We start from the raw sequence: 13,961 nt of genomic DNA on the forward strand, positions 1-13,961 counted from the left end.
TACTCATTTTTAAAATGGAGTTATCTTAAAGATAACTCCATTTTTTATTTCCATATTATTAATTATTTGTTCTGTAAAAATTCAGGAATCTTAATTGGCTTTTCTTCAACTGTTCCCTGTGCATGTGAAACAGGTGATTTTCTTGTAAAGTCATTCTTTGGTGCTGCTGATGAAGGTGTAGCATTGTAGCTAAATGACTTCTTAGCTGCTCCCATACCAAATGGTGATGCCTTTGCTGCAGCCGGCTCTCCAATACCTGTAGCCATAACTGTAATAGAGCATTCATCCGGATATGTATCTTCATATCTTACACCAAATATAATATTAGCATCTTCTCCTGCTAATTCCTGTACATAACTTGCAGCTTCATTTGCTTCAAAAAGACTAACGTCACCGGTAATGTTAATAATAACATTCTTAGCTCCGTTAATTGATGTTTCAAGTAATGGAGATGTAACAGCCTGCTGTACAGCTTCTGATGCCTTCTCATCACCACTTGCCTCACCAATACCGATATGTGCAATTCCTGCATCTCTCATAACTGTCTGTACATCGGCAAAGTCTAAGTTAATTAATGCGGGAACATTAATTAAATCTGTAATACCCTGTACTGACTGCTGTAATACTTCATCTGCCTTCTTTAATGCTTCAGGCATTGTAGTTCTCTTATCAACAATTTCTAATAATTTATCATTTGGAATAACGATAAGTGTATCAACGTTTTCCTTTAATCTTTCGATTCCTGCAAGAGCATTGTTCATACGTGTCTTAGCCTCAAATCTGAAAGGCTTTGTAACTACACCTACTGTAAGAGCTCCCTGCTCCTTAGCGACACGTGCAACAACAGGAGCTGCTCCTGTTCCTGTTCCGCCTCCCATACCACATGTTACAAATACCATGTCGGCACCTTTAAGTAACTGTGCAAGTTCTTCTACGTTTTCTTCTGCAGCTGCTTCACCAACTTCAGGTTTAGCTCCTGCTCCAAGACCTTTTGTAATTTTTTCACCAATCTGTAGTGTAGTAGGTGCCTTGCTTCTCTTAAGCACCTGTGCATCTGAGTTAACAGATATGAACTCAACACCACCGATGTTTTCATCTATCATTCTGTTTACGGCGTTGTTTCCTGCTCCACCAACACCTACAACTATAATTTTTGCAACTGCTTCACTTTCGTTTGTAGTAATTTCTAACAAGAGTTTATCCTCCTTCGTTTCATCTAAATTTCACTTATTTTAATATCACAACAATATGTACTAACATTTTTCAGTAAATATATAATGATGTGAGTGTCAAAAATTAATTTTGCCATTCACTGATGTATCCGGACTGCTTAATTGCCATGCAATTTTTGCACTTCTGAAACATCATATGATTAGTCATAATTGCATATATACTATATAATATAATTCTTTGCAGAAAATATCAACAGTAAATTTCTAATTTGTTAAAAAAAAATCATTCTTTTTTTATTACAGTTTTATTTTTTTGATTTCTTTTCTGCACTATTATCGTTCTTTTTGATGGTGTACATTCCCTCTTCATTGGCAATTTTCATATTTAAAACACCATCATAACCCTTTACTTCATCATACATATCATTTAAATCTTTTAACTTCTTGTCTAAGTTCGTTGTTTTGCCCAAATCCACCTGTAGCTTGTCCATAACAAGTGATGTTTCAGATGAATCATTTACAATAACCTTTTTTATGGTGTAATTATACTGCTCTATGGAATTAATAACAGTAAGAAGTGAGTTTAAAACCTTTTCCTTTTTCATGTCAATTTTCTGATATAGAGTTATTTTGTTATATCTTAGTCCCTCAACCTTTGGAATGGATTTTAATTTATCACTGCTTATTTTTAGCACCTTTCCATTTCTGTCAAAATAACAATTCACATTATTTTCAACTACATATCCCTTTAATTTGTTTTCATATCCGATGATTTTCACTTTAGACGGAGATAACATTTTAACGGAATATTTACTTAAAAGTTCTATGTCATCACTTTTTCCTATTTTATTTTTTATCCAGAAAAGAAGAGTATTGTCAATTTTCTTATTATCTAAATATGCTTTTACTTCCTCTGTTGTATATTGATTTAAATCAAGAGATGTTTCTATACTCTTTAAACTAAATCCGTAAACAACAATAAGCACAAGGGCAACTATAATGGGAGTTGCAATAAAAAGTACCTTAAACCCTTTTCTAAGCCTTCTCCTTCTTCTTCTTTTCATTTTTCTGGTTTGTTTCATATAATTTACCTGTACATCCTGTTATCTTATTCTTTTAATCCTTCTTGATACTGAAAGCACCATACCCATTTCTATTATTAAAAACATAAGAGAGGTGCCACCATAGCTTATAAAAGGCAACGATACACCTGTATTTGGTATTAATGTAGTTACAACGGCAATATTTAAAACAACCTGAATGGAAATATGTGCCAAAACACCAACTACAATCATGGAGCCAAACATATCCGGTGCATTGCTGGCTATAACTCTCATTCTTCTAATCATAAATACAAACAGAAGTATAATACAAATTGCTCCGAAAATTCCCAGTTCCTCACATATTATGGAAAATATCATATCATTGTTAGCCTCCGGCACAAAACCTAATTTCTGTGCGCTGTTACCAAGACCTTTTCCAAAAATTCCTCCGGAGCCTATGGCATATAATCCCTGAAGAGGCTGAAATCCCTTACCTCTTCCCTGAAGGAAATTCTCAGGATTTTTCCACACTGCTATTCTTTCAAATCTAAAACTTAATGACGCCAATTGCGGCATATTTCTTAAAATATACAGACCTATAATTCCGCCTACAAGTCCTACGGAAATAGTTCCCGTAAACCACTTTCCGGCTCCTGCCACTATAATCATTACAGCCCCGATACCTGCTATTATAATTGCGGAGCTTAAGTTAGAAGTCAGCACATACACCAGTCCTGCCCCTAATAATGTAATTGAATATATCTGCCAGCATAATTTTCCTTTTTTTATTGCCTGCTGACCACATTTAGATAAAATTGCCGCTGTCATTATTATAACGCCGATTTTTACTATTTCCGCCGGCTGGAACTGGACAAGCTTAAGATTTATCCATCTTTTAGCACCATTTGCCTCTTTTCCTAAAGGTGTAAGAATTAACAGAACCGTAAATAAAGAAAAACAATATATAAATGTTTTATACTTTTTAAGCAGTCTGTAATCTAATAATATAACCGGTATCATTACTGCAACACCAAAAGCTGTTGCCTGTATCTGTTTTTTCAGAAAATAGGCTGAATCGTTATATTTATTCAGAGCTGTATAGGAACTTGCACTGTAAAGTAAAACATAACCTAATAACATTATAAAAATCCATACGAAAAGAAGGCTATAATCAAAATAGCCATCCCTTTTATTTCTTTTTCTTTTTACGGTTACCTCTTCACCTGTTGCAGGTTCGTATTCCTTTTGCTCCATAAATCTTTCCCTTTTACTTTTTCATATCATAAACTAACTCTTTAAACATGTCACCACGCTGCTCATAGTTATCAAACATACCCCAGCTTGCACATGCCGGTGAAAGTAAAACTGCATCTCCCGGATTTGCTGCCTTTCTGCATTCCTCTACTGCTTCTTCAAGAGACTGTGTAAAAATAATATTATCAAAACCATATTTTTTTACGGTGTCTGCTATCTGCTGTGCAGTCTGACCCAGTAAAACAAGGCATTTAACCTTTCCCTTTAATTCCTTTGCAAAATCATCAAAGGATACTTTTTTATCATATCCTCCGGCTATAAGAACCGTAGGACGGCTCATTGCCTGAATTGCCTTTATTGAAGCATCTGTATTAGTTCCCTTTGAATCATTATAATAAATAACATCATCCACTGTATCCACATATTCTATTCTGTGGGGAACAGCCTTAAACTTTCTAACAGCTTCTTTAATAATGTCTGCAGGAACTCCCATATTAATGGAAATGCCGATTGCAGCCATAATGTTTTCTATATTGTGAATGCCTACTAAATTGGTATCTTCCGTAGTTGTAATTATTTTTTCCCCATTGTCATCTTTATAGATAATATTCTTACCATCTAAAAATATGCCTTTATCAAGCTTTCTTTTACTGCTAAACCACACAATTCTATTATTAAGCTTTGGTGCATATTCTCTTAAAATCTCATCTTCATAGTTAAGAATAACAGGCTGGTTACTATCCTGATTTTTTGTAATGCTCATTTTTACGTTAGTATAGCACTCCATTGTATGATGTCTGTTAAGATGATCCGGTGTAATGTTTAATACTGCACTTACATCCGGTTTAAATGTATGTATGGTCTCTAACTGAAAACTGCTGATTTCCGCCACGGTAACTGAATCCACGTCTGTGTCAAAGGCTGTAGTTGTATAGGGATTTCCAATATTTCCTACCACATCAACATGGGAATAATATGCAGCTAATATCTCCCCTGTAAGGGCTGTTGTTGTTGTTTTACCATTAGTACCTGTAATGGCTGCAAGTTTTCCCTTTGCCACAACATATGCCAGTTCAATTTCTCCCCAGATAGGAACACCTTTTTCCCTTACCTTATTAACAAAAGGTGCATCTATTGCTATTCCGGGACTTAATATCATTAAATCAATATTATCAATAACGCTATCTTCAAGTTCCCCAAGAATCACTTTCACATCCTCCCGGTCACTAAGCTTTGCTAAAACATCCTCTTTATTTAATTTTTCATTTCCATCATAAATAATAACAGTTGACCCAAGTTTTTTTAATAAATCAGCTGCCCCGATTCCACTTTTTCCCGAACCGGCAACCATTACCTTCTTTTTATTCCATTCCATTATTCTATAACTCCATTCATCTATAAATATATGCAATTATTACATTGCAATATAAGCCACAAGACACAATATGGCAGTAACTACTGCAAAGGCAGCCACAACCTGTGTTTCTGCGTAACCGCTTTCCTGAAAATGATGGTGAAGAGGTGCCATTTTAAACACTCTTCTGCCTTTTCCATATTTCTTTTTGGTATATTTAAACCATGTTACCTGAATAATATCAGATAGCGCCTCTATTAAGTATATAAATGCCACAATTACTATAAAAATAGGCATTTTAAGCATAAATGCCATGGCTGAAACAAAGCCTCCTAACGCCAGGGAACCTGTATCTCCCATAAATACTCTTGCCGGATATACATTGTATAAGAAAAATCCCAGCAATGCTCCCACAAAAGCTGCACTTATAGGTTCAAGTCCCGTTCCAATGGCTACCGTTGTAAAAAATACTGCTATTATTATAGTAACACTTGTTGCAAGACCATCAAGACCGTCTGTTAAATTAGCACCATTTACTGTACCTAATACTACAATAAACAAAAAGGGAACAAAAAGCCATATAGGCATTGTTACTTCCATTCCGTTAGTAAAAGGAATAATGGTTGCCGTTCCCAGCCCTGAAACCTTTACTATATAAAAACAAAATACTGCCGTAACAACAAATTGTGCCACTAATTTCTGGATTTCAGTTAATCCCAGATTTCTTTTTTTCACTACTTTAATGTAATCATCAGTAAAACCAATAATACCAAATCCTATTACCATAAAAAGCACTGGCACTATTTTGGTATTTTTTTCAACAAACATAAATACCAGTGACGTTACAATAACACTGGCTAATATTATCATTCCACCCATAGTTGGAGTTCCGGCTTTACTTTGATGGGATTTCGGACCTACTTCTCTTATATACTGACCAAACTTCATCTTTTTTAACAGTGGAATTACTATTGGACATAAAATAACGCTAACTGCAAAAGACATAATAATTGCCACAATAATTGTTGTACTTGTACTCATCTTATTCTCCTTGTTCTTTTTCCTCCAGTAAATACGGAAGAATATTCCGGTATAATTCACTTATGACAGGTGCTGCTACCTGACCTCCATAATAAATACCTTCCGGCTCATCTATAATGGCCATGGCTATGACCTTGGGATTATCTGCCGGTGCAAATCCCATAAAAGATGCTATGTATCTTCCTGAACCTCTGGGCAGCTTTTGGGATGTAGCGGTTTTTCCACCTACCTTATATCCTTCCACCTGTCCTTTACTTCCGGTTCCCTCAGAAATTACTTTTTCTAATACATATTTCATTGTATCAGATGTTTCCTTTGATACAACACCTTTCTTTTCTTTATAACCAAATTTTTCAACTAAATCTCCCTCTACATTTTCTGCCTTAAGGGCAAAATGTGGTGTTACAAGTTTCCCGCCGTTTACTACCGCACTTGCAGCTACAAGATACTGTACCGGTGTTATCTGGAAAGACTGTCCAAAAGACATAGTGGCAAGTTCCACATTTCCCACATTTTTTATCTGGTGGATTATGGTTCCTGCCTCACCGGGTATATCAATACCTGTTTTTTGTAAAAGGCCTAACTTATCCAGCTCCTTATAAAATTTTTTAACTCCTACCTTAAGTCCTACATCTATAAAAACCGGGTTACAGGAGTTCATTGTTCCCTGAAGGAATGTTTCTGCCCCATGCCCTGTGGTTTTATGGCATCTTATTTTTCTGTCATCTACAATTCTAAAACCCGGGCAGCTGAATCTGCTGTCTAATGTAACAACATTGTTTTCCAACGCTGCTGTAGCTGTCACTACTTTAAAAGTGGAACCTGGTTCATAAGTATCATTTATGCACTGGTTCCTCCACATTTTATTTAACAAATCCTGCTTTTTTTTCTTTTTATCCTCACCGGATATTTCATAATTAAGCTTATAAGGCTCATTTAAATTAAATTCCGGTGCATTTACCATAGCTAATACTTCCCCATTATTAGGATTCATAACTATTATGGAAACGTAATTTGCTCCCTTCGCTTCAAGAGTATTATATGCAATCTGCTCGGCATATTGCTGAATATTAACATCTATGGTAGTGGTAAGATTGTTTCCCGGTACCGGCTCTTCCCTCTGTTCTAATGCATTCTCCATTTCAATACCTCTTGTATCTGTTGGAGTAAGTATCAGACCATCCATTCCTTTCAAATACTTTTCGTATTTTACTTCAAGACCGATTATACCTTGATTATCTGCCCCTGTAAATCCCAGAACTTTTGAAGCAAGACTCTCATAAGGATAATACCTTTTGTAATCTTCGTCAACCTTTACCCCCGATAGATTATACTCTCTTATTTTATCACCGGTTTTCTTATCCACATTTGACTTGATTTTTTCCCGAGAGCTTATCTTCTCCACCTTCTTTCTTACATCCTTTTCTTCCATTTGAAGTTCCGATGCAAGCATTTTTATCACTTTTTCAGGCTCTTTTACCTGATTATATATAACAGATATGGTACATACAGTTTTGTTAGAAGCAATAACTTTTCCATTTCTGTCAAGAATTTTTCCTCTGGGAGCCTTGATTTTACGTTGTCTTTCCTGAACATCTAATGCTTTTTCAGTGTAATATTCAGACTTAAATATCATTATATATGCCAGTTTTCCAGTTGCCACTATACACACTAAAATAATTCCCATAACGTAAATCAGAAGCATTTTACGATTAATTGTTAATACATTATTCAATTTTATTCCCTATACAGCTTTTTATTATAATTTATTCATTTTTTCATATCACATTCAATAAATTTATTATTCTGTATATGTTTTATCCTTTAACACTAAAGACCCGTCATCTCCTTCAATGATTCCGTCAGAATAAAATTCTGTTTCTAAGGACTGCTTCTTTGCTTTTTGCTCAATCTTTTCTGTCTTTTTAATTCCAAGATAAGGTAAAACCTGCTTCATAATATCAGTCCAAAGTTCTGTGTTAAAAGCCGTTGCCTGAGGATTTTCTTTTGGAGTATCCATAAGGGTGTAACATACCACCTGTGGATTTTCACATGGAGCACATCCTAAAAATGATAAAATATACTGATTTTTAAGACGTCCGATTCCTGTTCCTGACGTATTAACTTTTTCCGCCGTTCCCGTTTTTCCTCCAATGGTGTACCCGTCAATTGCTGCAGTAGAGCCGGTTCCTTCTGTTACGACGGCTCTTAAGCACTGCTTAATATAATCAGAAGTGCTTTTTGTTACTGTCTGTTTTACCAGAGTTTTTGAATAATTTTTTACCAGTCTGTCATCTTCCGTCACTATTTGTTTTACCACATGAGGTTCATAATAATAGCCTCCGTTTATAAGAGATGAAAAGCCTGCCACCATTTGTATCATATTTACCGTGAAATTCTGTCCAAAGGAGTTAGTTGCCAAAGTGGCAGCTCCCATTCCTCTTGACTCATCATAAACAAGACCTCTTGTTTCATTAGGCAAATCTATTCCTGTTTTCATTCCAAATCCAAATCTGCTTTGATACTGAATGAATTTCTTTGCTCCTAAAAGCTTTCCTATATGCATCATGTAATCATTACATGACTGAGCTACAGCCTGTTTTACGTTAATGGTGCCGTGTCCGTCTACCTTGTGACATTTAATGGTAAACTTATCTACCTTTTCAAATCCATCGCAGTAAAATGTTGATTTTTCATCAACTACTCCCTCTTCATAGGCAGCTGCCACTGTAAAAGGTTTAGCCGTGGATCCCGGTTCAAAGGAATCTGTTATACAAAAATTGTTCCATATTCCATTAAGAAATGCCGACTGCTTTTCATCTGACATTTTTTTCTGCCGTGCCTTTGTAAAATAAGCATCCAGATTTGTAGGATCATTTAAATCAAAGGTTTTATCATCAGACATGGCAAGTATTTCCCCGGTATTTGGGTCCGCAATTACTACTGCTATTCTCTGAGGATTGTACTTATTCATATATTTTTTTATGGATTTTTGAACAATACGTTGTATATTCATATCTATTGAAGATACAACATTATCGCCGTTTTTAGCTTCCTTTATAACTGTCTCTATATTATTGTCAGCATCCATATATCCATATTCCCTGCCTTCGGTTCCCTTTAAATAACTGTTATAGCTGCTTTCAATACCTATGTTTGCCTCGTTATTTTTATTAGCAAAGCCTAAGACACTACATGCCAATGTGTCGTATGGATAAACTCTTTTATACTCCCTCTCAAAGTAAATAAATTTCACTGCTGCTGCCTGTTTTTTTTCTAAATCCGTTTTAGCATAATCCCCATTACAATAACTTTTAAATTCTTTTACCTTGTCATATGATATATCTTTTTGGGCAATCCAGTAACTTGTAGTACCATGCTCCTTAATACTTGTTTTAAGGTCATCTGTATTTAGTCCAAAATATTTTACCACTGCGTCAATTGTCGGCTGTAAATACTCCTGATTTTCCTCTTTTGATAACATCTTTGCATCTACTACCATATTATAAACTACAGTGCTTGTGGCAAGAATATTTCCGTTTCTGTCCTTTATGTCGCCTCTTTTATATGGCACAATATTGTTAGTAAAGCTTTGCTGTTTAAGAACCGCTATAGAATACTCATCTCCATAAGCTACATTTATGTAAATAATTCTTATGCACAATATAAATAGAAATCCAATAATCACCCAACTGGTGATTTTCAGATTTCTATTTGCTACTTTACCAAATCTTAACTTTTTTCTTTTTCTTCTAACTCTTCTTACTTCACTCATAATTATTTGTTTGGTATATCTCCGTACTGCAATGTGTAGCCGCTGTCACTAGACTTATATGTAATAATCTGGTTGTCAGAAGCCTGTTTCATTCCCAGCTTACTTTTTGCCACCTTGCAAATGTGGTTTACGTCAACATAGCTGTTTATAGCATAGCTTAACGCATTATTTTCAGTTTGTACAGTGGAAATATTTGTTCTAAGCTGTGAAATATTGTCCCTTGTAGCTCTTATGTTTGACTGAATGTTAAGGTATGTTACACACATTACTATACAAATACATGTAACTGCAATTAAAAAGAACACATATGGTGCACTCATTGGCAGGGCATTTTCCCTTGTTGCAACCTGTTCTCTCTTTTCTGTCTTTACCCTTTTTTCAGTTTTTATTCGTTCTTTTCTTTGTGGCTCCAAAGCCCTTACAGCGTTTCCGTCTATATATCCTGTATTTCTTAAATTTGTATTATATAATCTGTCTTTATTCATACTTAATGCCTTTCAAATATTCTTAATTTTGAACTTTTTGCTCTCTTATTCTCTGTGATTTCCTTATCACCCGGTACTATAGGTTTTCTTGTTATCACTTTACCCTTAGATACCTTTCCACATACACAAACTGGGAAATCCGGTGGACATGTACATGGATTTTCATTTTCCCTAAATTTCGTCTTTACAATTCTGTCCTCAAGGGAATGGAAAGTAATTATGCAAATCCGTCCGTTTTCATTTAGCAATTCAATCATCTTATCAATTGAGTCCCTAAGCACCGTAAGTTCCTTATTAACTTCAATTCTTATTGCCTGAAAAGTTTTCTTTGCCGGATGCCCTCCCTTGTTTTGAAACTTCATTGGTATTGAGTGTTTTATAACCTCACTTAACTGCGCTGTTGTTTCAAAAGGCTTTTTCTGTCTTTCCATAACAATGTGCTTTGCTATGTTCTTTGCAAATTTATCTTCACCGTAATCTCTTATTATTCTAAATAGTTCATTTTCGCTGTATGTGTTTACCACATCCGCTGCTGTTTTCACCTGTCTTTGGTCCATTCTCATATCAAGAGGTGCATCTGACTTATAGGAAAAACCTCTTTCTAAATTGTCTAGCTGATATGATGAAACTCCCAGGTCTAAAACAATTCCGTTAACCTTGTCTATATCTAAATCTTTTAAAATTGTATCTATTTCACAATAATTACTTCTAACCAATGTAATTTTATCTTCAAATTCCTTTAAGTGTTCCCTTGCGGCTTCTAATGCTTCTCCGTCCTGGTCTATTCCAATAAGTCTGCCCTTGTCTGACAAACGTTTGCACACCTCGTATGCATGTCCGCCTCCACCTAAGGTTCCGTCAACGTATATACCATCCGGATTTATATTTAAGCCATCAATGGTTTCATTTAACAACACTGATACATGTTTGAAATCCATATTGACCTCTTTTCATTTTTATATTTTTGTTTCCCGTTTCTATATTAAACTCCAAGTCCTGCCATATATTCTGCCAGTTCTTCAAGTTTCTGTTCTGCATCTTCGCTCTCAATATATTCATTGAGCTGTTCATTCCATTTATCTACATTCCAGATTTCAATTCTGTCACCAATTCCAACCCATACAACTTCCTTTTCTAAAGATGCATATTCCCTCAAGTTAGATGGGATTAATACTCTTCCCTGCTTGTCCGCATCGAGGGGTTCTGCACCACCGAGGAAAAATCGATTGAAACTTCTTACATTCTTATCTGTAAAAGCGAGACTACTAAGCTTCTTTTCAAGGGCTTCCCAAGTGGATTCAGGGTATGCAAACAAGCACTTGTCCACACCTCTTGTGACAACAAGTCTTTCGGCAAGAGCATCCCTCATTTTTGACGGGATGACTGTTCTGCCCTTTGTATCCATTTTTTGTGTCTGCTCTCCTGAAAACATAAACATCACCTATCTTTTTGGTATTTTTAATGAAATTTCACCACTTTTCACCACAAATACGCTCTCAATCACCACTTATATATGAATAATAAACCATTTTAGGTATCTTTTCAACCCTAAAATAAATAAAAAAAACGTTATCCGGTATTTTTTTAACACCTGATAACGTTTTCTTTTATTTTACGTTTTATATTCTGTTTTATTCTGCTTTTGCAATTTTTCTTCTTTTTACTATTACCACAATAACAGCCACCGTTGCCACTACTATAGATAATGTCTGGGATACCGGCCATCCGGTAACTGGCATAATAAGCTGGTCTGTTCTCATTCCTTCAATAACGGCTCTTCCTATGCCATATCCAATTAAGTACCAAAGGATAACCTCCCCATCAAACTTTTTCTTTCTTCTGAAAATAAGCATTAATACAAGTACAAACAAATTCCATAGGGATTCATATAAAAATGTGGGTTGCACCTGAATATATCCTATTTCACTTAATGCTTTTCCTCTTAAGGCTTCCATTCCGTTTTTTACCACATCCGGTACCTGGGAAATATCATAGTTTTCGTCAAAATAAATTCGCATTGCCCATGGATTTTTGTCTCTGGCAACTCCTCCAAATGCTTCTCTGTTAAAAAAGTTTCCCCATCTTCCAATTATCTGACCAAGTATTAATCCTAAAATTGCTGTATCGCACACCTTAGGGAAAGACATTTTCTTTATTTTGGTGTAAATAAAGCAGGTAAGAATTGCCACAATTACACCACCGTATATTGCAAGTCCCCCTTCACGGATGTTAATTATTTCAGTGGGATGGGCACTGTAATAGCTCCACCTGAATATTACATAATAGGCTCTGGCACCAATAACACTAAACACAATGGCATAAAGGGCGAAATCAATATACTGGTTATAATCCTGCCCTGTTCTTTTTGCCTCATAACATACTATGGCAATTCCTGCTAACATTCCCAAAGCTATAATACAGCCGTAAAATGCTATATCAAAGCCAAAAACCGAAAAGGATTTGGGCAGATGCTCTATATTTATATGTAAATTAGGAAATTGTATTGTTGTAGATAATATCATTTTATATTGCCTCCGGATTTTCCATTATTTTCTCTCATTATAATTTAACAATATTTTTGATTTTATTCAACCCTATCATTGCCCCTGTCCCTAAAATATGTTAAACTATCTTTTGGTATTACCAAAGATTGGAGGATTATAATATGAAATTAGGTATAGTTGGCCTTCCTAATGTAGGCAAAAGTACTTTATTTAATTCATTAACTAAAGCGGGGGCTGAATCAGCCAATTACCCGTTTTGTACAATAGACCCTAACGTAGGCGTAGTTGCAGTTCCTGATGAGAGACTTGACAAACTTACTGAATTATATAATTCAGCTAAAACTACTCCTGCCGTTATTGAGTTTGTAGACATAGCCGGATTGGTTAAAGGTGCGTCAAAGGGTGAAGGACTTGGTAACCAGTTTCTTGCTAACATCAGGGAAGTTGATGCCATTGTACATGTAGTAAGATGTTTTGAGGATACCAATGTTATTCATGTTGACGGAAGCGTTGACCCTTTAAGAGACATTGAAACTATTAATCTTGAGCTTATCTTTTCAGATGTGGAAATTTTAGAAAGACGTATTGCCAAAACAACCCGTGGTGCAAGAAATGATAAAATGCTTGCTAAGGAACTTGATTTCCAGCAACGTATGAAGGCATTTCTTGAAGATGGAAATTTAGCCATTAAATATGAAATCGATGATGAAGATGAGCAAGCATGGATGGCTGAATACAATCTTCTTACAGCAAAGCCGGTTATTTTTGCAGCTAATGTTTCTGAAGAGGATTTAGCAGATGACGGTGCTTCTAATCCTCACGTTGCAGCAGTTAGAAAATATGCAGCCGAAAACAATTCTGAGGTTTTTGTTATTAGTGCTGAAATTGAACAGGAAATTGCAGAATTAGATGATGATGAAAAACAGATGTTTTTAGAGGATTTGGGAATTAAGGAATCCGGCCTTGATAAATTAATTAAAGCCAGCTATTCACTTCTTGGTTTAATTAGTTATCTTACAGCAGGAGAAACTGAAACAAGAGCCTGGACTATTACCAAGGGTACTAAGGCACCTCAGGCAGCAGGAAAAATCCACAGCGATTTTGAGCGTGGCTTTATCTGTGCAGAAGTTGTAAGCTACGATGACTTAATGGCATGCGGTAGCTATAAAGACGCTAAGGAAAAAGGTCTTGTAGGACTTCAGGGAAAAGATTATGTAGTTAAAGACGGAGATGTAATTCTCTTTAGATTTAACGTTTAAAATATTTTTGCGTTATAAAAGATGCTGTTACCTTTAAATTTTAATTAAGGGTAACAGCATCTTTTTTATTATGT

Annotated in this window: 12 protein-coding genes; 1 reads left to right on the forward strand and 11 read right to left on the reverse strand. The window is 35.4% G+C overall.

What is annotated here, in order from left to right:
- Positions 1–62 precede the first annotated feature (62 nt).
- From ftsZ to lgt, 11 genes are all read right to left on the reverse strand, one after another.
- Positions 63–1,193: a cell division protein FtsZ gene (ftsZ, locus tag H8S00_RS02665; protein WP_118588997.1), complete on the reverse strand. Its 1,131-nt coding sequence runs from the start codon at positions 1,191–1,193 to the stop codon at positions 63–65.
- 284 nt (positions 1,194–1,477) lie between these two features.
- Entirely contained in the window at positions 1,478–2,236 is a 759-nt protein-coding gene (locus tag H8S00_RS02670; protein ID WP_147365644.1) for a cell division protein FtsQ/DivIB, read from the reverse strand.
- Positions 2,237–2,275: 39 nt separating this feature from the next.
- Positions 2,276–3,469 carry an FtsW/RodA/SpoVE family cell cycle protein gene (locus H8S00_RS02675; protein WP_021953312.1) on the reverse strand — a complete coding sequence of 398 codons (1,194 nt, stop codon included), beginning with the start codon at positions 3,467–3,469 and terminating at the stop codon, positions 2,276–2,278.
- Positions 3,470–3,482: 13 nt separating this feature from the next.
- Complete coding sequence (gene murD / locus H8S00_RS02680; RefSeq protein ID WP_118588995.1) at positions 3,483–4,844, reverse strand: UDP-N-acetylmuramoyl-L-alanine--D-glutamate ligase; 1,362 nt, start codon at positions 4,842–4,844, stop codon at positions 3,483–3,485.
- A 39-nt stretch (positions 4,845–4,883) separates the two neighbouring features.
- The gene (mraY, locus tag H8S00_RS02685) at positions 4,884–5,864 is read right to left on the reverse strand and encodes a phospho-N-acetylmuramoyl-pentapeptide-transferase (RefSeq protein WP_021953314.1); all 981 of its coding nucleotides are present in this window, start codon (positions 5,862–5,864) and stop codon (positions 4,884–4,886) included.
- A 1-nt stretch (position 5,865) separates the two neighbouring features.
- On the reverse strand, positions 5,866–7,599 hold the full coding sequence (locus H8S00_RS02690; RefSeq protein ID WP_118588994.1) for a peptidoglycan D,D-transpeptidase FtsI family protein: 1,734 nt from the start codon (positions 7,597–7,599) through the stop codon (positions 5,866–5,868).
- A 66-nt stretch (positions 7,600–7,665) separates the two neighbouring features.
- Positions 7,666–9,639: a peptidoglycan D,D-transpeptidase FtsI family protein gene (locus H8S00_RS02695; protein WP_118588993.1), complete on the reverse strand. Its 1,974-nt coding sequence runs from the start codon at positions 9,637–9,639 to the stop codon at positions 7,666–7,668.
- 2 nt (positions 9,640–9,641) lie between these two features.
- A complete protein-coding gene (locus tag H8S00_RS02700) occupies positions 9,642–10,124 on the reverse strand; it encodes a septum formation initiator family protein (protein ID WP_021953317.1) in 483 nt (160 codons plus the stop codon).
- 2 nt (positions 10,125–10,126) lie between these two features.
- Positions 10,127–11,062 carry a 16S rRNA (cytosine(1402)-N(4))-methyltransferase RsmH gene (rsmH, locus tag H8S00_RS02705; protein WP_186839944.1) on the reverse strand — a complete coding sequence of 312 codons (936 nt, stop codon included), beginning with the start codon at positions 11,060–11,062 and terminating at the stop codon, positions 10,127–10,129.
- Positions 11,063–11,106: 44 nt separating this feature from the next.
- On the reverse strand, positions 11,107–11,556 hold the full coding sequence (gene mraZ / locus H8S00_RS02710; protein WP_186839945.1) for a division/cell wall cluster transcriptional repressor MraZ: 450 nt from the start codon (positions 11,554–11,556) through the stop codon (positions 11,107–11,109).
- A 199-nt stretch (positions 11,557–11,755) separates the two neighbouring features.
- Positions 11,756–12,646: a prolipoprotein diacylglyceryl transferase gene (gene lgt / locus H8S00_RS02715; protein ID WP_186839946.1), complete on the reverse strand. Its 891-nt coding sequence runs from the start codon at positions 12,644–12,646 to the stop codon at positions 11,756–11,758.
- 143 nt (positions 12,647–12,789) lie between these two features.
- On the opposite strand from lgt, the gene ychF reads away from it, so the two are divergent.
- Positions 12,790–13,887, forward strand: a complete 1,098-nt coding sequence (gene ychF, locus H8S00_RS02720) for a redox-regulated ATPase YchF (RefSeq protein WP_118588991.1) — start codon at positions 12,790–12,792, stop codon at positions 13,885–13,887.
- Positions 13,888–13,961: the final 74 nt, after the last annotated feature.

This window comes from Eubacterium segne (genome assembly GCF_014287775.1).
Taxonomy (GTDB): Bacteria; Bacillota; Clostridia; order Lachnospirales; family Lachnospiraceae; genus Eubacterium_G; species Eubacterium_G segne.

Coding starts and splice junctions, on each gene's coding strand:
- H8S00_RS02670 (WP_147365644.1), bottom strand. CDS start 2,236: ATGAAAAGAAGAAGAAGGAGAAGGCTTAGAAAAGGGTTTAAGGTACTT.
- H8S00_RS02675 (WP_021953312.1), bottom strand. CDS start 3,469: ATGGAGCAAAAGGAATACGAACCTGCAACAGGTGAAGAGGTAACCGTA.
- murD (WP_118588995.1), bottom strand. CDS start 4,844: ATGGAATGGAATAAAAAGAAGGTAATGGTTGCCGGTTCGGGAAAAAGT.
- mraY (WP_021953314.1), bottom strand. CDS start 5,864: ATGAGTACAAGTACAACAATTATTGTGGCAATTATTATGTCTTTTGCA.
- H8S00_RS02695 (WP_118588993.1), bottom strand. CDS start 9,639: ATGAGTGAAGTAAGAAGAGTTAGAAGAAAAAGAAAAAAGTTAAGATTT.
- H8S00_RS02700 (WP_021953317.1), bottom strand. CDS start 10,124: ATGAATAAAGACAGATTATATAATACAAATTTAAGAAATACAGGATAT.
- rsmH (WP_186839944.1), bottom strand. CDS start 11,062: ATGGATTTCAAACATGTATCAGTGTTGTTAAATGAAACCATTGATGGC.
- mraZ (WP_186839945.1), bottom strand. CDS start 11,556: ATGTTTTCAGGAGAGCAGACACAAAAAATGGATACAAAGGGCAGAACA.
- lgt (WP_186839946.1), bottom strand. CDS start 12,646: ATGATATTATCTACAACAATACAATTTCCTAATTTACATATAAATATA.
- ychF (WP_118588991.1), top strand. CDS start 12,790: ATGAAATTAGGTATAGTTGGCCTTCCTAATGTAGGCAAAAGTACTTTA.